This is a genomic window from Dactylosporangium cerinum (assembly GCF_042653625.1).
In the GTDB taxonomy this organism is placed as follows: Bacteria; Actinomycetota; Actinomycetes; order Mycobacteriales; family Micromonosporaceae; genus Dactylosporangium; species Dactylosporangium cerinum.
Window position 1 is genome coordinate 294,707 of record NZ_JBHSIU010000018.1, and the last position, 20,770, is coordinate 315,476.

Sequence of the window (20,770 nt, forward strand, 5' to 3'; positions counted from 1 at the left end):
TGAGGAGCCGACCATGCCAGCCAACGGAATCCTGGGCATCGGCGTGCACCTGCCGGAACGGACCATCGACAACACACAGATCAGCAGCTGGACCGGCGCGCCCGCGCACTGGGTGTCGGAGCGGACCGGTGTGGTGCACCGCCGCTACGCCGGACCCGGCACCACCACGTCCGACCTCGCCCGCGCCGCCATCGAGAACCTCTTCGGCGACGACGCCGAAGCCCGGCAGCGCATCGGCCTGATCGTCCTGGCCACCTCGACCCCGGACCAGCCGCAGCCGGCGACCGCGGCGATCCTGCAGCACAAGCTCGGCATGTCGACGCTGCCCGCGTTCGACGTCAACGCCGTGTGCTCCGGATTCGTCTACGCCCTGGCCACCGCCGCGGCGCTGCTGGACGCGCACGGCGGCGGGGAGTCCGCGCTCGTCGTCGGCGCCGACATGTACTCCACCATCATGGACCGCACCGACAAGCGCACGGTCAGCCTCTTCGGCGACGGTGCGGGCGCGGTCCTCATCGGCCCGGTCCCCGATGGCTACGGGCTGCTCGCGAGCCGCCTCACCACCCAGGGATCCTACCGGGAGCTGGTCGAGGTCGTCGCCGGCGGCACCCGCGAACGCACCACTTCGGCGGCGCTGGCCGCAGGGCGGGACCTGTTCCGGATGAACGGGCGCGGGGTACGCGACTTCGCGATGCACGCCGTGCCGAAGGTCATCGACGAGGCCCTGTCGGCCGCCGGGCTCACCGTCGGTGACATCGACCGGGTGGTGATGCACCAGGGCAACGCCCGGCTCGTCGAGGCCCTCGCGCAGGAGCTCGGCGTCGGCATGGACCGGGTGCCGCTGACCGCACCGCAATACGGCAACACCGGTGCCGCGTCCATCCCGATCACCCTGCACAAGGCCAATGCCGAACGACCGTTCCAGCGCGGTGAACGGGTCCTGCTCGCCGCCGTCGGCGGGGGCATGACCGCCGGCGCGTCCGTGCTCGTCTGGTACTGAAGGAGCGCAGCTGTGCGTCTGAAAGGCAGGACCGCCGTCATCACCGGCGGCAGCAGAGGGCTCGGCCGGGCCATCGCCCAGCGCTACCTCGACGAGGGCGCCAACGTGGTGTGCGCCGCCCGCAGCCCGCACGAGCTCCACACGATGATCGCCCAGTTCCCGGACCAGGCCGAGTTCCAGCCGGTCGACGTCACCGACCCCGACAGCGTCGCCGGGGTGATGCGATACACGGCGGACCGCTTCGGCGGGCTCGACATCGTGGTGGCCAACGCCGGGGTCAACCACGACGGCAAGATCGACCGGATCGACCCCGCCGCCTGGCGCGCCATGGTCGACACCAACCTCAACGGCGTCTTCTACAGCGTCCAGGCCGCCGCGAGGCAGATGCTCGCCCAGGGCAGCGGCGCGATCGTCACCGTCTCCTCGTGCATGTCGAGCCGGGTCGCGATCGGCGCCGCCGGCTACTCCGCGACGAAGGCCGCCGTGGAGCAGTTCACCCGCACCGCCGCGATCGAGCTGGGCCGCAAGGGGATCCGGGTCAACTGCCTGGCCCCGGGCATCCTGGAGGAGGGCATGGGCCGGGAGGTCGCGACCAATCCCAAGCTGTGGGCGGCCTACCAGTCCCGGATCTCCCTCGGCCGGGCCGGGCGCCTCGACGAGGCCGCCGACGCCGCGGTCTACCTCGTTGCCGACGGCAGCTCCTACGTCAACGGCCACGTCCTGGAGGTCAACGGGGGTCTGCTGTGGGCGTGACCCCCTCCGTGCGGCTCGAGGTCCTCGACGGGATCGGCACGATCCGGCTGGACCGCCCACCCGTCAACGCCCTCGACATCGCTGCGCAACAGGCGCTGCGCGACGCCGCGGCCGAGGCCGCGGAACGCGACGACGTCGCCGCGGTCGTCGTGTCCGGCGGCGAGCAGATGTTCTCGGCCGGCGCCGACATCAAGCAGATGGCGCAGATGAGCCACGCCGACATGGTCGTGCACGCCGAACGGTTGCAGGCCGCGTTCACCGCCGTTGCCGACATCGCCAAACCCGTCGTCGCGGCCGTCGCCGGGTTCGCCCTCGGCGGCGGCTGCGAGCTGGCCCTCACCGCCGACTACCGGGTCTGCGGTGAGAGCGCCACGATCGGCCTGCCGGAGATCCAGCTCGGGGTCATCCCGGGCGCCGGCGGCACCCAGCGGCTCAGCCGGCTCGTCGGGCCGTCCCGCGCGAAGAACATGATCCTCACCGGTCGGCCCGTTGACGCGGTCCGCGCCTACGAGATCGGCCTGGTCGACGAGGTCGTCCCCGACCACCAGGTCCTGCCGGCCGCCAGGGCATGGGCGGCGCAGTTCGTCGGCGGCCCGGCGCTCGCGTTGCGGGCCGCGAAACAGGCCGTCGACCTCGGCGCCGGCACCGACCTGCGCTCCGGGCTGCAACTGGAACGCACCCTGTTCGCCGGGCTGTTCGGCACCGCCGACCGGGCCATCGGCATGGACGCGTTCGTGTCCCGCACCCCCGGCGGCGCACGGTTCGTCGGCCGCTGAAGCCCCGCACCACCAACCCCTTCCACCGAAAACGTGAGGATCACAGTGCCCAAGTTCACCCGCCGCCGCGTCTTAGTCACCTCCGCCGTCTCCGGCGGACTCGTCACCGTCGGCGGCGCGGCCCCGGCCCACGCCGAGCCGCGGGTCGCCGGGCGCCCGGTCGCCCCGGCCACCACGATCACCCCCGCTGACGCCCAGTACCCGGACCTGGTGCGCGGGACCAACCTGCGGTTCGTCGGCAGCCCCGACGCCGTGCACCTGGTGCACAGCACCGAGCAGGTCGTCGCCACCGTGCGGCAGGCGGTGCAGTCCGGTCGCCGGCTCGCTGTGCGCAGCGGCGGGCACTGCTACGAGAACTTCGTCGCCGACCCCGCCGTCCGGGTCGTCATCGATCTCTCGCCGATGCGCGCGATCACCTTCGACCCGGTCCGCAACGCGTTCTGCGTCGAGGCCGGCGCCACCCTCGGCGAGGTCAACGACACGCTGTACAAGGGCTGGGGGGTCACCATCCCGGCCGGCGCCTGCCCGACCGTCGGGGTCGGCGGGCACATCACCGGCGGCGGCTACGGCGCTCTGGCCCGCACGTACGGGCTGTCCGTCGACTACGTGCAGGCCGTTGAGGTGGTCACGGTCACCGCCGCCGGCACGGTGAAGGTCGTCGTGGCCACCTCCGCCACCGGTGACCCCAACCGTGAGCTGTGGTGGGCGCACACCGGCGCGGGCGGCGGCAACTTCGGGGTCGTCACCCGGTTCTGGCTCAGCAACGGCGCGCCGCGCGGCACCGAACCGTCGCAGCTGCTGCCGCGCCCACCCCGCGAGCTGCTCGTCAGCAACGTCTCCTGGGCGTGGAGCGAGCTGAATGAGACGTCCTTCAGCCGGCTCATGCGCAACTTCAGTGGCTGGTACGAGCGCAACAGCGACCCCTCCTCCCCCTATACGGCGCTGTTCAGCGAGCTGAAGCCGACGCACCGCGCGGCCGGCGCGATCGGACTCACAACCCAGGTCGACACCGCCGCCCCCGGCGCGGACCGGCTCCTGGACGACTACCTCGCCGCCGTCAACCACGAGGTCGGCGTCCAGTTCGCAGTCGGGGAACGGCGCCGGATCCCGTGGCTGCATGCGACCCGCTGGTCCGGGTTCACCGGACCCGACCCGACGATGTGCTTCAAGGGCAAGCCGGCCTACCTGCGCCGCACCTTCACCGCCGCGCAGGTGTCCGCGATGTACCGGCACCTGACCCGCACCGACTACAGCCACGGCGGCGCGCTGATGCTCATCAGCGGCTACGGCGGCGCGGTGCGCAACGTCGCCCCGACCGCGACTGCCGTCGCGCAACGCGACTCGATCCTGAAGCTGCAGACCGCCGTGCTGTGGCCGAGCGGCGACGACGAGACGCGGCACCTGGCGTGGGTCCGGGAGTTCTTCCGTGACCTGTACGCCGCCACCGGAGGGGTGCCGGTCCCCGACGACGTCAACGACGGCATGTTCATCAACTACGCCGACGTTGACGTGCGCGACCCGCAGTGGAACACGTCCGGGGTGCCGTGGTCGGCGCTGTACTTCAAGCAGAACTACCCCCGGCTGCAGGCCGCCAAGGCCAAGTGGGACCCGCGCAACGTGTTCCGGCACGGCCTGTCCATCGAGCTGCCCTGACCCGCAGGAGGTTCACAGTGTCCAACGCGCTGTTCATCCGGGGCGCGATCGCGCGCGGGACGCGGCTGCCGTCGCTGACCGGGATGCGTTTTATCGCCGCCGTCCTGGTGTTCTTCCACCACGTCATCTGGCTCAACGTGTTCGCCGAGGCCGGCACCGCCGCCGGGTACCGAACCCTGTTCATCAACGCCGGACACGCCGGGGTGTCGTTCTTCTTCGTGCTCAGTGGCTTCATCCTCACCGTCTCGGCCCGCGACTCCGACACCCTGCCGCACTTCTACCGGCGCCGGTTCTTCAAGATCTACCCGAACCATCTCGTGACGTTCGGACTCGGCCTGGTGATCATCGCAGGGGCGGCCAGCCACGGCGTCCTGGCCAACCTGCTGCTCGTGCAGGCATGGGTGCCGGACTACGGCGTCATCTTCAGCGTCGACCCGCCCAGCTGGTCGCTCTCCTGCGAGCTGCTGTTCTACCTGGCGTTCCCGTTCCTGCTCAAGGCGGTGCGGCGGATTCCGGTGGAGCGGCTGTGGTGGTGGGCCGGCGGCGTCGTCGTCGCGATTCTCGCCGTGACCGTGCTGGCCGGGCTGCTGCTGCCGTCCACCCCGACGATGCCCGACGGGCAGCCGCTGAGCATGACGCAGTTCTGGGTGGTGTACGTCCTGCCGCCCGTGCGGGCCCTGGACTTCGTCCTGGGCATGCTGGTGGCCGCCCTGGCGCTCAACGGCCGGTGGGTCGGGCTGCGGCTGCTGCCCGCCTCGGTGCTGTTCGTCGTGGTGTACCTCGCGGCGACGCAGCTGCCGTACATCTACGGCCTCACCGCCGCCACGATTGTGCCGCTGGCCCTGCTCGTCCCGGCCGCCGCATACGCCGACGCCGACGGCACCGCCTCGGTGCTCCGCGGCCGGGTCATGACCTGGCTCGGGGAGATCTCCTTCGCGTTCTATCTCGTGCACGTCCTGGTGATGATCGGCGGCCGGCCCCTGTTCGGCGAGACCGCCCTGTTCAGCGGTCCGGTCGCGTCCCTGGTGATCCTGGCCAACCTGGCCGCCGCGATCGTCGCCGCCTGGCTGCTGTACGTGCTGGTCGAACGCCCCATGATGCGCCGGTTCAGCAGCCCCCGCCGCGGTCGCGCGGTCGCCCCCGAACCAGTCCCAGCAGCCCAGGGAGCAGTGTGATGACCCAGACCGAGAGCATCCCCACCACGTTCGACCCGGGCGGCACCGCCGACCCGTACACCACCTACAGCCGCATGCGCGACGCCGACCCGGTGCATCATGTGCGACTGCCCGACGGCGCCGACCTGTGGCTCGTCACCCGCTACGCTGAGGCCCGGCGGGCTCTGGCTGACCCGCGGCTGAGCAAGAACCCGGCCAACGCCGCCCCGCAGTGGCAGGCGGTCGCCGTGCAGCCGTCCGACGGCGAGGACACCTCCCTGGTGCGGCACATGCTCAACGCCGACCCGCCGGACCACAGCCGACTGCGGCGGCTGGTGCTCAAGGCGTTCACCGCCGGCCGGGTCGACGCGCTACGGCCCCGGATCCAGGCGATCACCGACGGCCTGCTCGACGACGTCGCCGGCGCCGCCCGTGACGGCGGACCGGTCGACCTGGTGGACACCTTTGCGTTCCCGTTGCCGATCACCGTCATCTGCGAGCTGCTCGGTGTCCCCTTGGACGAGCAGGCGAGCCTGCACCGCTGGTCGCAGGCGCTGTCGACGCTCGTCGCCGATGCGGAGGCGCTCGCCGCGGTCGGCCGGGCCGCCGCGGAGCTGTCGGAATACCTGTCGGTGCTCATCGCCCGCAAGGAACGCGAACCCGGCGAGGACCTGCTCAGCGCCCTCATCGCGGCCCGCGACGAAGGCCAGCGCCTCGACCACGGTGAGCTGACCGCGATGGGGTTCCTGCTCATCGTCGGCGGCCACGAGACGACCGTGCACCTCATCTCCAACACCGTCTACGCGCTCCTGCGCCACCCGGAGCACCTGACGGCCGTGCGGGCCGACCCGTCGCTGGTGCCGAAGGTGGTCGAGGAGTCGCTGCGCTGGGAAGGCTCCATCGCCGCCGCCACCTGGCGGTTCGCGCTGGAGACGATCGAGGACTACGGCGGCACCCCGATCCCGGCCGGTGCCCCCGTCCTGGTCTCCCTCGCCGCCGCCGACCGGGACCCGACCCAGTTCGCCGACCCGGACCGGTTCGACCCCTACCGCAAGACCCAGGGGCACCTCGCGTTCGGGCACGGCATCCACTACTGCATGGGCGCGCCGCTGGCCCGGATGCAGGCCCAGGTCGCGGTCACCTCGGTGCTGGCCAGGTATCCCGACCTGCGTCTCGCCGTGCCCGTCGACGAGCTGCGCTGGCGGGACGGGATGCTCATCCGCGGCGTCCACGCACTGCCCGTGCACGTACGGTAGGCGGCCGCCGTGCCGTTGCCGCTGGTCGCGCTCATCCTCGCGGTCTTCAGCCTCGGCACCGCCGAGTCGGTGATCGCCGGGCTGCTGCCGTTTCTCGCCGGGGACCTGGAGGTGTCGGTCGCCTCCGCCGGGCTGCTCGTCTCCGCGTATGCCCTCACGGTCGTCGTGGCCGGCCCCGTTGTCACGCTGCTCACCACACGGCTGCCGCGCCGGGCACTGCTCGTCGGCCTCACCGGCTGCTTCGCCGCCGGCAACGTCCTGGCCGCCATCGCGCCCAACTACGGGGTACTGATGGCGGCCCGGATCGTCTCGGCGCTCACCCACTGCACGCTGTTCGCGCTCGCCCTGGTGGTGGCCAGCAGCCTGGTCCCGCCGGAGAAGGCCGGGTCGGCGGTGGCAAAGGTGATCCTCGGGGTCAACCTCGCCACCGTCGTCGGCGTCCCGCTCGGCATCGTGGTTGCCGACGTGGCCGGATGGCGGGCCACGTTCTGGCTCGTCGCCGCGCTCAGCCTGGTCTCGACCGCGGTCGCGGTGGTGACCATGCGCGGCGACCGCGGCGCGGCCGCGTCGTCCGGAAACGTGGCGTCGGAACTGCGGGTACTGGGCAACCGGCGGGTCCAGATGGCGTTGCTGCTGACGGCGCTGGGGATGGCCGGGGCGTTCACCGCGTTCACCTACCTGACGCCACTGCTGGTCTCCGTGACCGGCCTGGACGGACGGGCGGTCGGAATCGTGCTGCTGGTGTTCGGCGTCGGGTCGTTCCTCGGAGGCATCCTCGGAGGGCGCCTCGCCGACCGGGCCGTTCTGCCCGGCACCGTCGGTACACTCGGCGTCCTTGCCATCGTGCTGCTGCTGATCGCGGCGGCGGCGTCGCTGCGGTGGCCGACGATCGGACTGGTCTTTGTGTTCGGGGCGGTGTTCTTCGCGCTCAACCCGTTGATGGGGGCCAGGATCATCACCCTGGCCTCGGGAGAGGCGCCCACCCTCGCAGTCGCGGTCGGGGTGTCGTCGGTGCAGGTCGCAATCGCGTTCGGCGGGTGGTTCGGCGGGCGCGTTCTGGACGCCGGGTTCGGCAACCGGGCGGTGATGGTCGCCGGTGCGGCGGTGACGGCGCTGGGGCTGGCGATGAGCGTGTGGGAGCTGCGCCGGTCGCCGGCTTCCGTTGACGTCGGGGTTGGTCGGTAACGAAAGTCGAGGCGGCGTTCCGGGCTCCTGGTCCCGATGACGCCGCCTCGACGTTTCTGCGCCGGCTGGTTTTACAGCCGCTTTGACTTACCGCTTTTGGCTTACAGCGCTGCGCCGCCGGTGGCGTCGACGACGGTGGCGGTCACCCAGTGGGCGTCGTCGGAGGCGAGCAGCGCCACCGCGGCGGCGATGTCGACCGGCTGACCGACGCGGCCAAGCGCGGCCTGTGCCGACACGGCCTCCTCGGCCGCAGGGTTGCCCCGCAGCCAGCCCGCATTGACGTCGGTGTCCACCACACCCGGGGCCACCGTGTTCACGGTGATGCCGCGCGCGCCGAGCGGCTTGGCAAGGGTGCGGGTGAACGTGTCCAGCGCGCCCTTCGTCATCGCGTAGGCGATGCCGTCGGGGAACGCGATCCTGGTGACACCGGAGGAGATGTTGATGATTCGGCCACCGTCGCGGAGCAGGGTCAGCGCCCGCTGCGTGATGAAGAACGGCGCCCGAACGTTGACCGCGAACACCCGGTCGAACCCGGCGACATCCACGTTCTCGATCGCGGCCGGCAGGCCGATCCCGGCATTGTTGACGAGGATGTCCAGGGCCTCGGGGCGCCCGGCAGCCAGCAGACCCTCCGTCACTCCGGCGAACAGCGTGTCCACGTCACCCTCGGTGCCCAGCTCGGCGCGCACTGCGAACGCCGCCCCGCCGGCGGTCGTGATGGTCTCCACGACCTCCTTCGCGGCCGTCTCGTCCTGGGCATAGTGCACGACGACCAAGGCACCGTCGCGACCCAGACGCTCGGCGATCGCCCGGCCGATGCCCCTGCTTGCACCCGTGACGAGTGCGATCTTGCCCTCGAGGTTTGCCACCGCTTCTCCCTTGCAGCGAATTTCATAACGAGCATTACAAATTGAGACGATAGCATAGCTGTAGTGGTCGTTATAGAGTTGACCCATGACCGTTTCTCGAGGGCGCCGTCGGCAGTTCGACACGCAGCAGGTCCTCGACATGATCACGCACGCGTTCTGGCGCAGCGGCTACGACGGCACGTCGCTGGCGGACCTCACGTCGCTCACGGGGGTCAACCCGCCGAGCCTGTATGCCGCGTTCGGTGACAAGCGCGCACTCTTCTTCGAGGTCGTCGCGTTCTACCAGAAGACCTACGGCGCCTTCACCGTGCACGCCCTCGGCGACGAGCCCACCGCCCTGCGCGCCATCACCCGGATGCTGCGCGAGGCCGCCGTCGTCTACACCGACCCCGCCCACCCCAAGGGCTGCCTCATCATCAGCGCCGCCAACGGCTTGACCCCACAGAGTTCGGAGATCTCCGACGTGATGCGGGAGTTGCGCACGGCCGGCCGCGCCGCGATCAAGGCGAAGCTCACCGCCGACGTCGAGGCCGGCATCCTGCCGGCCGACACCGACACACACGGCCTCGCCGCCTTCTTCGCCGCCGTCGTGCAGGGCATGTCCAACCAGGCCCGCGACGGCGCCACCCGGGAGGAACTCGATCAGATCGCCACCGCAGCCCTCAAGGTGTGGCCGGTCGCCGTCGCCGCTTGATCGCCACGGTGAAGTCTCGCCGCGACGACCTTGCCGGCCGGCGGGGTCGCCCCCGCCGGCCGGGGCGGGTTGTGCCTAGATCCCGATGGCGTGGCCGAATCGAAACAGGTTCGTCGGGTCGACAGAGCTCTTGACTGTGCGCAGCCGCGTGCTCACGTCTGGTTTCCACGCGGTCGCCACCTGCTGTGGTGTGGTGGCGTCACCGAGAAAGTTGACCAGTTTGGTGCCGGTCAGCCACGGCTGGAGGGCGTCGAGGACGGCGCCGCCGACGACCGGGACGATCTCCTTGAGCGGCGGTGGGCTCGGAGCCAGGACATACACGCTGTAGGCGCCCTCTCGGCCGGAAGCCGCGTTGGGTGGGGAGGCGGGGCGGGAAAGCGCGCCGCCAAGCTGCCGGATCTCGACCATGATGAGTGGCACCTCGACCTCCGGACCGGCGGCCTTCAGCAGCGCTTCCACGGTGTCCACCTCGATGGAGTGCAGCAGACCGCCACGCTCCCACACCGGCATCGGATCTGTCGGGTCCTGGTGGACCATGTCCGTCGCCCCGTACGGCAACTCGCCGACCTGCTCGAGAACGACAGCTCCCGCCGACCGCATCGGGGTGAGCAGGTACTCGCCATCGGCTGCTGGTCCGTGGTACGAGAATCGCAGGTGTACGACGAACTTTCCGCGCAGCGGCCCGGGCACCCGCTCCGACGGCGGCATCCGCAGCAGCGCGACGGAGCTACTGGCGTTCTCGGGCAGCGTCGGCGCCCAGCTGCGGTAGGCGTGCAGTACGTCGGCGGCGGAGCTTGCGGCGAAGAACAGTCCGCCGGCGTAGAGCGTCGCCACCGGGAACAGCCGTACCCGGATCGCGGTGGCGATGCCGAAGTTGCCCTTGCCGCCTCGTACCGCCCAGAACAGCTCCGGGTCCGTCTCGGCCGTGACGTGGCGCAGCCGCCCGTCGGCGGTCACCAGGTCGATCGAGAGCACGTGGTCGGCGGCGAAGCCGTACTCGCGGCTCAGCAGGCCGATGCCACCGCCGAGCGTGTAGCCGACCGCGCCGACCGAGCTCGACGAACCGCTCAGCGGTGCCAATCCGTGCCCGGCGGCCTCATCGATCACGGCCTGCCATCGGACACCGGCCTCGATGTGCGCGGTCCGCTGCTGCGGGTCCACGGTGACCCGTCGCATGCGGTTGGTCGTGACAAGCATGGCATCGACGGGTACGACCGGCGAGTGACCGGTGGCCTGGACGGCGACTGGAAGCTGGTGTGCTGCGGCCCACCGGACAGCGGCGGCGACATCGTCTGCGTCCGTGGCACCGACCACGACCGTGGGCTGGTGCGCAATCGCCGTGTTGAAGGTCATCGTCTCGGCGGGTAACTCAGGGTCGCCCGGCGTGTACACGGGTCCACGGACCTGCGACCGCAGCGCGGTGAGGTCGTCGGCCGGCGGTTCGTCGGTGTTCAGCATGGTGGTTCCCTCTTAGCGTCGTGACGGGATTTCCGATGCCTCGACGGTGCTCGGCGGCAGTTGCGATCCGGTTCGAGCGCAATACATTGCCCGCTACAGGGCCGCGTCAGGCGGCATGTAGTGGGACGCAAGCGCCAGGGCCGAGGATGGAGCTCATGCCCGACCAGCAGGACGACGCGCCAGTGTTGATCACGCGCCGGCACCCGGGAGGACAGCCAGGCTGGCTGCGGATCTGCCTCGAGGATGTCGGCGATCCGACGGCGCCACCGGTGGCCGACGCGCTGCTAGCGGCGCACCAGGGCGCACCGGTGGCCCTGCTGCTGCGCATCGAGGTCGTCGCATCCGCCCGCGGCCGTGGCCTCGGGCGGCGGTTGCTGCGCGAAGCTGCCGCCGACGCTCGCGCGGTCGGCGCCCGCCGCCTGCGGGTGGCCCCGGTGGCTGCTGTCGGATGGCTGATGAACAGCGGCTTTGTCGTCTGCGACGGCTTCGCCGAGCTCGTCCTGTGATCGCTTGGACACTAAGATCGACACCGTGCAGTTCCGGATTCTCGGTCCGATGGAGATCGTTGGAGGCGACGGCGGGATCGTGGACCTCGGCGCGCCGAAGCTCCGCGCGGTCCTGAGTCTGCTCCTCCTCGACGCCAACCGGGTGGTGCCGCTCGACCGGCTGATCGACCAGCTGTGGGGCGACGAACCGCCTGCCTCCGCGACCGGCAATCTCCAGTCGTACATCTCTCAGCTCCGAAGGATCCTCGAACCCGCCCGGGGTCCACGGCAGCCCGCCGAACGGCTCCTGACCAGGCCGCCCGGCTATCTGATCCGGGCTTCCGAGGACGACCTCGATCTCCTGCGCTTCTCGCGCCTCGTCGCCGACGGCGCAACGGCGCTACACGGCGGCGACCCGCAGGCGGCTGAGACGCTCCTGCGGGAGGGGCTGGCGCTGTGGCGGGGGGATCCACTCGCCGACCTGGTGGACGAGCCCGTCTTCGGGGCCGAGCGGACGCGCCTGCAAGAGCTGTACGTCACCGCCCGGGAGCGCTACGGCGAGACGCTGCTCGCTCTTGGTCGGGCCGAGACGGCAGTGGTCGTGTTCGACCGGCTGGTGGTGGAGCAGCCGCTGCGGGAGCGGCTGTGGGTCCGCCTCGCCACCGCTCTGTATCAGGCAAGTCGGCAGGCCGACGCACTCGACGCCGTGCGTCGGTGTGCCGCGATGCTGCGCGCCGAGCTCGGTTTGGAGGCGGGGCCGGAGTTGCGCGAGGTCGAGCAGGCCGTGCTGCGCCAGGACTTGGCGTCGTCCCCGTCGAAGCTCGTCCTGCCGCCGGTCGAGGCGGCCCAGGACGCGCCATCGGCGGAGGACCCCGGGACCGGCCTGGTCGGACGGCGGGGCGAACGGGCCCGGCTGCGCGCCGTGCTGAGCGATGCGGTCAACGGTCGGGGCAGCGTGCTGGTTCTGGAAGGCGAGGCGGGTATCGGCAAGACCCGGCTGGCTGAGGAAGCGGCCGAGATGGCGCTCGCGCAGGGCTGGCGGGTGGCCTGGGGCCGCTGCGCCGACGACATCGGCGCGCCGGCGTTGTGGCCCTGGCTACAGATCCTCCGCCAGCTCGAACGGTCCGGTGAGGTCGAGCCGGCGGGACTGCTGCCCGATCCGGTGGGTGACCCCGACCGGCAGCGTTTCGCCCTGTTCGAGCAGCTTCGCGCGCGTTTGGCCCGGGCGGCCGCGGCGCAACCGGTCATGCTGGTGCTCGACGACGTCCAAGCGGCCGACGTCATCTCGCTGCACCTGCTCGTGCTGCTGGCGCGCCACCTCGATGACGTCCGCCTCGTGACCGTGGCGACCGCGCGCACGGTCGGCGAACAGCTTCCACGGACGACGACGGACGAGCTGGCGGCGTTGGCTCGGGAACGGCGCAGCACCCGTGTCGTGCTGTCCGGGCTCGGCGAGGGAGACATCCGTCAGCTTCTGGCCGGTCTCGGCGCCCCGGACGGCGACCAACTCGCCTCGGAAATCCATGCACGAACCGAGGGCAACCCGTTCTTCGTCGTGGAGCTGGCCCGGCTGCTCAGCAGCGAGCAGCGCCAGGTCTCGTCAGCACGCCAGATTCCACCGTCGGTACGGGCCGTCCTGGACCGCCGGCTGGCGCGGTTACCCGACGACACGCGCAGTTTGCTGGCGCTCGCCGCCGTCATCGGACGTGACTTCCCGCTGGATCTCATCCAAGCCGCCGCGAGTCTCGACGCGGAGCGCGTGATCACCGTGCTGGAGCCTGCCGTGATCAGTCAGGTGATCAGCGAGGACGACGACCGTTGGGTGTGGCGGTTCAGCCATGCACTGGTCCAGGAGACGCTGATCGCCGGGTTGTCCCGTGTGCAGCGCGCCCGGCTGCACCGGCAGGCCGGGCTCGCGCTCGAAACGCGTGGCTGGGCCGGTCGACCCGACGTCGAACGTCTCGCACACCACTTCTTCCAGGCGGTGCCGGTCACCGGCACCGAGCCCGCGATCGGGTACGCCGTCGAGGCCGCGTCCGTCGCACGGGGCCGGCTGGCGCACGACGAGGCGGCAGCGCACACCCGCCGCGCGCTCGCCCTGCTGGACGCGACCGACGACGCTGGCGCTCGCCGGCGCCACGAACTGCTCGTCGCGTTGGGCAACGACCTGCTGCGCAGTGGTCATCCGCACCTGGCCCAGGAGGTGATCGGCGAGGCAATCGACATCGCCCGCCGGCTGGGCGACCGCGCCCGGCTTGCCGCCGCCGCGTCCGTCTGGGGCGGCGTCACGCTGTGGAACTGGCGCTCCTACGGCGTCGTCGACGAGTCGCTGGTGGCGCTGCTGGAAGATCTGGCCGCGGACGCTGAGGACGACGACCCTCGGCTGCGCGCGGAGTTGCTCGGAACGCTCGGCGTCGAACTTGCCTACCATCCGGTCCGGCGAGACGACGGGATCCACTACGCCGAGCAGGGTGTGGCACTGGCCCGGCAACTGCGCGACCCGGCCCTGCTCGGCCGCACGCTCAACAATTACGGCCTGGTGACCTGGGGGTCGTCGGACGGCGTGCGGCAACGGCTGAATGCCACGGACGAGGCCTTGGCCCTGGCCGGCCATGGGCTGCCGGCACGGACCGAGTTTCTCGCCCGCCTGCACCGCGGCCCGCTTCGCCTGCACCTGGGCGACGCGCCCGGTTTCGAGGCCGACCTGACCGCCGCGACGCGCCTTGCCGACGGCCTCACCGGCCCCGAGGTTCGCCCGCATCTGCTCTTCCAGCAGACCGGGCTGGCCATGCTGCGGGGCGAGTGGGACCTTGCCGAGGAGCTCAGTACGGAGGCCTGCGAGCTGTACCGGGCGACCAGCCTCTGGGGATCGCAGTGCTGCTACGCACTGCACCAGTTCACCTTCCGTCGTCGCGACCGGCGCCTGGCGGACGTGCTGGATCTGCTGGTCGACACGGCAGATCTGCAGATCCCGCTGGTACAGACGATCGCCATCCTCGCCGTGGCGGAGATCGGCGACACCGCCGAGGCGGCGCGGCTGGCCCGTCGGTGGGCTCCCGCCGAGCCGGCCGACTGGACCGCGGATGCCCTGGTCGCCGCGCGCGCGGAACTGGCGCTGACCCTCGACGGGGATCTCGACGCGGCATACCAGGCCCTCCTGCCGTACCAGTCCCGTCAGATCGTCATCGGCACCGCAACCGCATGTTGGGGCTCATACGACGCACTCCTGGCCCGCGTGGCGCGGCGTGCCGGCCTGGACCAGATCGCGGCGCGCCATAAACAGGCGGCTGTGGACCTCGGCCGGGCCATCGGCTCACCATGGCAGGCTGATCCCACCGCGGACTGGTGACCAGCCGGCACCGGTGACCGCAGCGCACAGTCATCGACGAACAGACCCAGGTCCGCACAACACCTCTGGTCACCGCACCCGAATTACGGCTGACCTGCGCAACAAGTCAGCCGTAAGTCGTCTTGAAGCGCCCTGCGGCTGGATAGCGTCCATGAAATGCCGATCAATCCTCGGGGCGGCCCCGACCGACACGCGGGTGACCGCCGTCGGTGACACCACGGTCTCGCTGACCTGGACCGACCGGGCCACGGCCGAGAACGGTTACCGGGTCGACGTTTCGGCTCCCGGCAACCCGTCCCGGTCGATCAACCTGCCGGCCGACACCAGCACCCACACCGTCACCGGGCTGGACCCGCTGACCGCCTACACCTTCCTCGTGCGGCCGGTGCAGGACAACGCGGCCAACATCGAGGACGCCCAGGCCGGCCGGGCCACGGCGACCACCACCGGCGCGATCGTGATCAAGTCGTTCACAGCCAACCCGACGCAGGTCACCGCCTGCCAGGCGGTAGACGTCAAGCTGACCTACAGCGTGGCCGGTGCCAACCGGGTCAAGGTCGAGCGCGTCGTCGGCGCGACCGTCACCACCGTGTTCGACCAGCCCCACGGCCTCGAGCAGTGGGACAACACGGTGAGCGGCGGCAGCAACGACGGCGGGGTCAACTACGTCATCACTGCCTACGGGCCGGACAACACGTCCGTGCGCAAGACGTTCACCGTCGGCCGGTCCTCCCAGAACCTGATGGCGAACACCATCCTGTTCTACAACAACAGCAACAGCGTGATGAACGTCGGCTTCTACAACGCCAGCGGCACCGTGCTGATCACCGACCTGGGTCAGGTGGCCGCCAAGCAATACAAGCGCATCCAGCTCCCGTCCTGCCAGAAGGTGCTCGTCGGGGTCAAGGCACCGTTCGTCCAGGACTGGATCTACCTCCAGACCTGGCTCGGCCACACCGCCGAGGGCGAGAAGACCGCGGAACTGCACAACTACCCCACGCCGTAAGGCCTGACCGATGAAGGGCGGGCCCGGGCTGAACCCGGGCCCGCTCCAGCGGAACGATCCGGAGGACTGTTCAGATGAAACACATAACCGCGCTGCTCGCGCTCACCCTGACGGCCGGCGGTCTCGCCGGCTGCACCGTCGACGCTCAATCCGGCACGACCGCCGACGGCCGACCAATCGCGACGGCGTCCGCCCTGCCGCCCGAAGAGGCGCTGCTCGCGGCCGTGCACGCGGTGGACGCCACCGCGTACAGCTTCACCATCAAGCAGGGCAGCAAGTCCGGCAGCGGCCGGATCGACCCCGCAGCCAAGTCCGCGACCGCGACCTTGGGCGGCACCGTCGACCAGGTCACGGCCTCGGTCGCGTATACCGTCATTACTCCCGAGCTGTGGGTCAAGGCCGACTTCGGTGAGGAACTGAACCAGCGGTGGGGATTTCCCGGCGACACGTGGATGCTCATCGACACGTCGAAGGCCAGCGACTCGGCGACGCTCCCGGTGGACGAGGCCGGCGCCCCGCGGTTCGGCGTCACCGACCTGTTCAAGCACGGCCTCACTCAGGTGCAGCGGACCGACGCCACCCACTTCACCGGCACAGTCGACATGACCGCCGCCGACAGCGTGTTCGCCCCGTCCGGCGACGTGGTGAAGGACGCCGGCGGCAAAGCCAAAGCCGTGCCGTTCACGGCCACCGTCGACAGCCAGGGACACCTGACGGTCTTCACCGTCAACGGCGCCTCGATCGACCCTGAGCTGGCGGTGAAACTGACGTTCGCCGACTTCGGCGCGGTCCCACCGGTCACCAGGCCAGCCAACGCGATCACGGCACCCACCGCGGTTTACGCCCTGTTCGACTGATCTCCCGTTGTGCGGCGGCACCATCACGGATGCCGCCGCACCATGGCGTCAGTATGGCCGCTGCGGCGGGTAGCCGTAGGTAGCGGTCAAGTCCCTGGACGTGGTGTATTGGTTGATCTTTCGAGTAGATCTTGGTTAGAAGAGCGGTGTCCGGACGTGTTGATGGCACTTCTGGCCGATGTGCGGGTGTTCACGTTGCGGTACCAGCCCGGTGACGGGAAGGCGGCCGGGCCGGATCTTCGATGTTGTCTGGATTCCCGCAGGGTCCGTCACGTCGGTTCGACGGGCAGCCATAGCTCGCAGGTCGCGGTGCTGAAGTCGTCCGCGCGCTCCAGGACCGCAACGATCGAGGGATCTGGCCGCAGACGCCACGGGTTGGAGGGGAACCACTCGGTCGCGGTCGCGGCCCAGGTCTGCTGCAGCGCCTGCGGGTAGGACCCGGCGGTGCGGAAGACCGCCCACATGCCGGCCGGTACCTCGATGGCGTGGAGGTCGTCGGGGGCCCGTGTGTCCCAGGAGACAGCGACCCCGTGCAGGTAGGTGAGTGCGCTGCCCTCGATGGCGTCGGGGTCGAGGTCGTCGCTGACTTGCAGCAGGCCCGCCGGCTCGGTGTCGCTGAGGGTCTTCAACCGGACATGCTCCTCCTGCGGCAGTGCGGTGATGAGGTGCTGAATGTGCGGGTTGACGCCATGGTGGATCAGCGGAACCCGGGCTGCGTATCCGACGAGCCGGAATACGGGGCGGTCGACGATGCGGGTGTCCATAGAGATGCTCCCTTCGACGGTCAGGCGGAACCTGACTTGCGGTTGTGTGCGAAGAGGGCCTCCGTCACGGCGTACGTCACCAGGGCCGGCGCCGTGAACCGCCCGGAACGCACGTCCGAACGCCTCGGTCGAGCCGTATCCGTGCCGGACCGCGATGCGCAGCAGATCGTCCTCACCCCGCACGACGGCGGCAGCCGCGACAGTCATGCGGCGTCGGCGCACGTACTCCGACAGCGGCATGCCGGCCAACGACGAGAACATCCGGCGCAGGTGGTATTCGGTCGTGCCGAACGCCCTGGCCAATCCGTTGACGTCGAGCTCCTCTGTGAGGTGCTCCTCGACAAGGTCGACAAGCCGGTTGAGTGCCGAGATCATGAGGCCCTCCTTTCAACGTCAACCCTGACCGAAAGCACCCCGACCGCGCCCGACCGTTGTTGCCCGATCCGATCATGTCCGTGGACCGTCGCGGCGCTAACGCTCGTTCATGCCGATGAGCGCGCATTCGATCTTGCGGGCCGCGGCGCCGTGCACGATCATCCGACAGAACGCGCAGTCTGACTGGGCGTTCTGTCGGATGGCCATGGACGTAACGGCCGCCGGCCGACGTCGCTGGGTCAGTCGTCGGGCTCCACGGTGAACCACCAGTCACCGCTGACGTGGACCTGCAGCCTGATGCCGAGTGTTGTCTCCTCCCGCACCTCTTCCGGGGCGTCGGCCGGGGTGCCGGGAACGTGGGAGTAGTACCAGTTCCACCTCACGGAGCTGTCGCGGAGGTGGAACGACGTGCCGGGGCCCCAGCCGCCCTTCTCGATCCGGTACACGTTCACGTCAGAGCGCTCGATCGCGTCGGATACCCGGGTGAACGCAGCCTCGCTCTCGGCGTCGAACGGCAGCCCGGGATCGTCGGGGTTCGCGCAACCCGAGTCGCGGTCCAGGAACGCTCCGTGCGACCAGGTGAACACGCGGCACGCCGGACGACCCCGTGCCCCGCCATCGTCGATGTACCGGGTGAGCTCCAAGTCCTCGGCCGCCGGCAGTACCTGCAGCTCCAGGTCCGCGACGTCGTGGAGCAGCCGCTGGCGCGGGTACACGGGCGGCTCACCCTGGTTCGGGAGCGCATCGATGTCGTGCCGGCCAGGCATGACGAACGCGCCGCCGCCGGGCAGCTCGATCGGGCCGACCGCCGTGAGTCCGACGACCGCGGCCACGACCGCGGCCACGCTGCCAAGCGCCCGCCGGCCCCGGCCGCGGCGCAGCGCTCGTCGGGCGGCGGCGAGCGTACGCCCGGCGTCGGGACCGGCATCCGGGTAGTCCGGGGCGCCGGCCCGCAGGCGGGCGACGACGTCGTCATCGTCTAGCTGGACGCTCATCACAGATCCCCTTCCGCGAAGATCTCGCGCAGCCGTGCGATGCCCCGCGCATGGTGGGACTTGACCGTGCCGACCGAGATCTCCAGTTCGCGGGCAACCTCGGCCTCGGTGAGGTCGAGCAGGTGTCGCAGCACCACGACCCGCCGCTGCGCGAGCGGCAGCCGGGCCAGAGCCTGGACCACGGCGTTACGGGCGACTACGGCGCCCGTGTGGTCGGGCCCGGCCCGATCGGGGAGGGCGGCCGGGTCGACGACGACCTCGCGACGCGTGCGCCGCCACCCGTCGACCCGCAGGTTGACCAGCACACGACGCGCGTACGCCTGCGGGTCGCCGTCGCGCGCCACGCGCCACGCGCGATACGTGCGCTCGTAGGTGGCCTGGACCAGCTCCTCCGCCCGGACCGGGTCACCACACAGCAGCACAGCAGTGTGGAGCAGGTAGCGACCGGACGCGCGCACGAACTCGAGGAACTCCTGGTCACGCGTGCCCACTGCCCCGACGCGGAGGCGGGCGGCCTCCAGCTCGTCAACCACCGTGGGCACCACGGAAGCGGGGCCTACGGCAGATGGTTCGCTGTCCATGCTCACACCAAGCACCACGCAGCAGCATTGCTGAACGTTGTCAACGGGCTGAGAAAAGTCAGCCCCAAGCCATGCCCGACAGGACCATCCGCGCATCGCCGACGCCAGCAAGGTCGAGCGACCGATTCTGCCGCGATGCGCTCGTCACCGAAGGCGACCGCGATGCCGCTCGCCGGCGTCCGCAACTGGCCGATGAGCGCGCACGTCCTACGATCGACAGGTGCTGTCCGAAGAGATCTTCGCACGTCTCGTCGAGACCCAGGCAGCGTCGGACCAGCCGAGTGCATCGACGGCCCGGAACTTCGGACTACTCACGGTCTACGGCACCCTCGGGACGTTCTATCTCCTGACACGGTCGGTTGAGGATGGACAGCCGCACTCTGACCTGCAAGCGCACACCGCTGCTGGTGGTCACCGACCTGCGCACCGGCCGCAGTCGCGGCTACGGCGGTGGCGAGACAACCTGCTGCGCGGAGGTTGTGGCGTGGCGGCCGGACAGCGGCGCCGTCCTGGTTCTGCAGGACCAGGACGGCGTCAGCTCCCCGATCGACGGCCCGCCGGTGCGGTACGTCCTGGTCGACCTGGCCAGCGGCGCGGTGACATCGGTCGACGACAAGCTTCGGTGGGACGGCAACGCCTCGGCGTGGGCGGCGGCGTTCGCCCCTGACGGCCGGGGGTTCATCGCGGCGAGACCGGCCGGCAAGGGCACCGAGCTGCGCGGCTACGACGCCACCGGCCGCCGGCTATGGACCCGCGACCTCGACGGTGGCCGGCGCCTGGCGGGCTCGGGCGCCTACACCTCGGACAGTTCGACGGTGGCGCTGCTGACCGTCGACGAGTGTCCGTTCCAATGCGACCACGATCAGCGCGACGCCCGACGGTGGCGGGTCTCGTACATCGACGCCGCCACGGGTGCCGACCGCGAGGGGCCGGCACTGTCCGAGCTGACCGGCGCGGCGGTGCGGGCGCTCGGCTGGCACGGTGATGCCCTCGTCGTCGTGCAGTACGAGTCGGAGGACGACGTCACCGCGAGCACCACCGACGACACGGACGCGTTCGGGACCCGGCACGTCCGCGTGCTGGCGCTTCGGCCCGGAGGCGCTGTGGATGTGGTGTTGGAGCCGCCGGGCGACGTCAGTTCCATCGATATCGCACAGGACCTGGTCCGCAACGGGCGGTTCGACGGTCGGGTGCCGGCACCGGCGATCCTGCCCGCCCGCTGGTCGGCCGTCGCGCAGGAAGCGCTGTTCGTGCTGTGCCTGCTGACACCGGTAGCGGTGGCCGTCGTCATCCTCGTGAGGGTGCTGGCGGCCCGCCGGCGCCGCATCACCGCCAGATGACAGCACGGACGGCACACCGTCGATGACGCCTTCCGTCCCGTTCCGGTTGTAGGACGGGCCGGCAGGTGACGACCGGCAGCGCGCGGCGGCATTCGACCACGCAAATGGGTCGATGGCCCTGGCGATAGGTCGGTATCGTTGCCGGCCATGATGTCCTGCCCGGTCTGTGGTGCCGAGGGCGACGTCCACCGGCTTCCCGACCCGCCGCGCAGGGCCGAAT

At 70.6% G+C, this 20,770-nt stretch carries 18 protein-coding genes; 13 read left to right on the top strand and 5 right to left on the bottom strand.

Annotated features, from left to right (window positions below):
• Positions 1 to 13 precede the first annotated feature (13 nt).
• From ACFPIJ_RS16955 to ACFPIJ_RS16985, 7 genes are all read left to right on the top strand, one after another.
• Complete coding sequence (locus tag ACFPIJ_RS16955) at positions 14 to 1,000, top strand: 3-oxoacyl-ACP synthase III family protein (protein ID WP_380115961.1); 987 nt, start codon at positions 14 to 16, stop codon at positions 998 to 1,000.
• 12 nt (positions 1,001 to 1,012) lie between these two features.
• Entirely contained in the window at positions 1,013 to 1,753 is a 741-nt protein-coding gene (locus tag ACFPIJ_RS16960) for an SDR family NAD(P)-dependent oxidoreductase (protein ID WP_380115962.1), read from the top strand.
• Complete coding sequence (locus ACFPIJ_RS16965) at positions 1,750 to 2,529, top strand: enoyl-CoA hydratase/isomerase family protein (protein WP_380115963.1); 780 nt, start codon at positions 1,750 to 1,752, stop codon at positions 2,527 to 2,529. The genes ACFPIJ_RS16960 and ACFPIJ_RS16965 overlap by 4 nt, the downstream gene beginning before the upstream one ends.
• Positions 2,530 to 2,739: 210 nt before the next feature.
• Positions 2,740 to 4,182 (top strand): FAD-binding oxidoreductase, encoded by a 1,443-nt coding sequence (locus tag ACFPIJ_RS16970; RefSeq protein WP_380115964.1) that lies wholly within the window; start codon positions 2,740 to 2,742, stop codon positions 4,180 to 4,182.
• 83 nt (positions 4,183 to 4,265) lie between these two features.
• On the top strand, positions 4,266 to 5,357 hold the full coding sequence (locus ACFPIJ_RS16975; protein WP_380115965.1) for an acyltransferase family protein: 1,092 nt from the start codon (positions 4,266 to 4,268) through the stop codon (positions 5,355 to 5,357).
• Positions 5,357 to 6,592 (top strand): cytochrome P450 family protein, encoded by a 1,236-nt coding sequence (locus tag ACFPIJ_RS16980; protein ID WP_380115966.1) that lies wholly within the window; start codon positions 5,357 to 5,359, stop codon positions 6,590 to 6,592. Before ACFPIJ_RS16975 ends, ACFPIJ_RS16980 begins: the two co-directional genes overlap by 1 nt.
• Before the next feature lie 9 nt (positions 6,593 to 6,601).
• Positions 6,602 to 7,777, top strand: a complete 1,176-nt coding sequence (locus tag ACFPIJ_RS16985; protein ID WP_380115967.1) for an MFS transporter — start codon at positions 6,602 to 6,604, stop codon at positions 7,775 to 7,777.
• A 101-nt stretch (positions 7,778 to 7,878) separates the two neighbouring features.
• Here the strand turns inward: ACFPIJ_RS16985 and ACFPIJ_RS16990 are convergent, their stop codons facing one another.
• Positions 7,879 to 8,733 carry an SDR family oxidoreductase gene (locus tag ACFPIJ_RS16990; protein WP_380115968.1) on the bottom strand — a complete coding sequence of 285 codons (855 nt, stop codon included), beginning with the start codon at positions 8,731 to 8,733 and terminating at the stop codon, positions 7,879 to 7,881.
• Here ACFPIJ_RS16990 and ACFPIJ_RS16995 point away from each other — a divergent pair.
• A complete protein-coding gene (locus ACFPIJ_RS16995) occupies positions 8,732 to 9,340 on the top strand; it encodes a TetR/AcrR family transcriptional regulator (protein WP_380115970.1) in 609 nt (202 codons plus the stop codon). The genes ACFPIJ_RS16990 and ACFPIJ_RS16995 overlap by 2 nt on opposite strands.
• Before the next feature lie 75 nt (positions 9,341 to 9,415).
• Here the strand turns inward: ACFPIJ_RS16995 and ACFPIJ_RS17000 are convergent, their stop codons facing one another.
• The gene (locus ACFPIJ_RS17000) at positions 9,416 to 10,798 is read right to left on the bottom strand and encodes an FAD-binding oxidoreductase (RefSeq protein ID WP_380115972.1); all 1,383 of its coding nucleotides are present in this window, start codon (positions 10,796 to 10,798) and stop codon (positions 9,416 to 9,418) included.
• A 155-nt stretch (positions 10,799 to 10,953) separates the two neighbouring features.
• On the opposite strand from ACFPIJ_RS17000, the gene ACFPIJ_RS17005 reads away from it, so the two are divergent.
• The 4 genes from ACFPIJ_RS17005 to ACFPIJ_RS17020 all read left to right on the top strand — a co-directional run bounded on the left by ACFPIJ_RS17005 (position 10,954) and on the right by ACFPIJ_RS17020 (position 16,495).
• Positions 10,954 to 11,304 (top strand): GNAT family N-acetyltransferase, encoded by a 351-nt coding sequence (locus ACFPIJ_RS17005; RefSeq protein WP_380115974.1) that lies wholly within the window; start codon positions 10,954 to 10,956, stop codon positions 11,302 to 11,304.
• A 49-nt stretch (positions 11,305 to 11,353) separates the two neighbouring features.
• Positions 11,354 to 14,632 carry a BTAD domain-containing putative transcriptional regulator gene (locus tag ACFPIJ_RS17010; protein ID WP_380115976.1) on the top strand — a complete coding sequence of 1,093 codons (3,279 nt, stop codon included), beginning with the start codon at positions 11,354 to 11,356 and terminating at the stop codon, positions 14,630 to 14,632.
• A gap of 151 nt (positions 14,633 to 14,783) precedes the next feature.
• A complete protein-coding gene (locus tag ACFPIJ_RS17015; protein ID WP_380115977.1) occupies positions 14,784 to 15,638 on the top strand; it encodes a fibronectin type III domain-containing protein in 855 nt (284 codons plus the stop codon).
• Positions 15,639 to 15,712: 74 nt separating this feature from the next.
• The gene (locus ACFPIJ_RS17020) at positions 15,713 to 16,495 is read left to right on the top strand and encodes a hypothetical protein (protein ID WP_380115978.1); all 783 of its coding nucleotides are present in this window, start codon (positions 15,713 to 15,715) and stop codon (positions 16,493 to 16,495) included.
• 269 nt (positions 16,496 to 16,764) lie between these two features.
• Here ACFPIJ_RS17020 and ACFPIJ_RS17025 read toward each other — a convergent pair whose 3' ends face one another.
• From ACFPIJ_RS17025 to ACFPIJ_RS17035, 3 genes are all read right to left on the bottom strand, one after another.
• Complete coding sequence (locus ACFPIJ_RS17025; RefSeq protein ID WP_380115979.1) at positions 16,765 to 17,634, bottom strand: AraC family transcriptional regulator; 870 nt, start codon at positions 17,632 to 17,634, stop codon at positions 16,765 to 16,767.
• A 239-nt stretch (positions 17,635 to 17,873) separates the two neighbouring features.
• Positions 17,874 to 18,629 carry a hypothetical protein gene (locus ACFPIJ_RS17030; protein WP_380115981.1) on the bottom strand — a complete coding sequence of 252 codons (756 nt, stop codon included), beginning with the start codon at positions 18,627 to 18,629 and terminating at the stop codon, positions 17,874 to 17,876.
• Positions 18,629 to 19,162 (bottom strand): SigE family RNA polymerase sigma factor, encoded by a 534-nt coding sequence (locus tag ACFPIJ_RS17035; protein ID WP_380115982.1) that lies wholly within the window; start codon positions 19,160 to 19,162, stop codon positions 18,629 to 18,631. The genes ACFPIJ_RS17030 and ACFPIJ_RS17035 overlap by 1 nt, the downstream gene beginning before the upstream one ends.
• Before the next feature lie 413 nt (positions 19,163 to 19,575).
• On the opposite strand from ACFPIJ_RS17035, the gene ACFPIJ_RS17040 reads away from it, so the two are divergent.
• Positions 19,576 to 20,550 (top strand): hypothetical protein, encoded by a 975-nt coding sequence (locus ACFPIJ_RS17040; protein ID WP_380115983.1) that lies wholly within the window; start codon positions 19,576 to 19,578, stop codon positions 20,548 to 20,550.
• Positions 20,551 to 20,770: the final 220 nt, after the last annotated feature.

Excerpts from the sequence above, each read along its gene's own strand:
- ACFPIJ_RS16955 (WP_380115961.1), top strand. The coding sequence starts at position 14 with ATGCCAGCCAACGGAATCCTGGGCATCGGCGTGCACCTGCCGGAACGG.
- ACFPIJ_RS16975 (WP_380115965.1), top strand. The coding sequence starts at position 4,266 with ATGCGTTTTATCGCCGCCGTCCTGGTGTTCTTCCACCACGTCATCTGG.
- ACFPIJ_RS16980 (WP_380115966.1), top strand. The coding sequence starts at position 5,357 with ATGACCCAGACCGAGAGCATCCCCACCACGTTCGACCCGGGCGGCACC.
- ACFPIJ_RS16995 (WP_380115970.1), top strand. The coding sequence starts at position 8,732 with ATGACCGTTTCTCGAGGGCGCCGTCGGCAGTTCGACACGCAGCAGGTC.
- ACFPIJ_RS16990 (WP_380115968.1), bottom strand. The coding sequence starts at position 8,733 with ATGGGTCAACTCTATAACGACCACTACAGCTATGCTATCGTCTCAATT.
- ACFPIJ_RS17000 (WP_380115972.1), bottom strand. The coding sequence starts at position 10,798 with ATGCTGAACACCGACGAACCGCCGGCCGACGACCTCACCGCGCTGCGG.
- ACFPIJ_RS17005 (WP_380115974.1), top strand. The coding sequence starts at position 10,954 with ATGCCCGACCAGCAGGACGACGCGCCAGTGTTGATCACGCGCCGGCAC.
- ACFPIJ_RS17010 (WP_380115976.1), top strand. The coding sequence starts at position 11,354 with ATGGAGATCGTTGGAGGCGACGGCGGGATCGTGGACCTCGGCGCGCCG.
- ACFPIJ_RS17015 (WP_380115977.1), top strand. The coding sequence starts at position 14,784 with ATGAAATGCCGATCAATCCTCGGGGCGGCCCCGACCGACACGCGGGTG.
- ACFPIJ_RS17020 (WP_380115978.1), top strand. The coding sequence starts at position 15,713 with ATGAAACACATAACCGCGCTGCTCGCGCTCACCCTGACGGCCGGCGGT.
- ACFPIJ_RS17025 (WP_380115979.1), bottom strand. The coding sequence starts at position 17,634 with ATGATCTCGGCACTCAACCGGCTTGTCGACCTTGTCGAGGAGCACCTC.
- ACFPIJ_RS17030 (WP_380115981.1), bottom strand. The coding sequence starts at position 18,629 with ATGAGCGTCCAGCTAGACGATGACGACGTCGTCGCCCGCCTGCGGGCC.
- ACFPIJ_RS17040 (WP_380115983.1), top strand. The coding sequence starts at position 19,576 with ATGGACAGCCGCACTCTGACCTGCAAGCGCACACCGCTGCTGGTGGTC.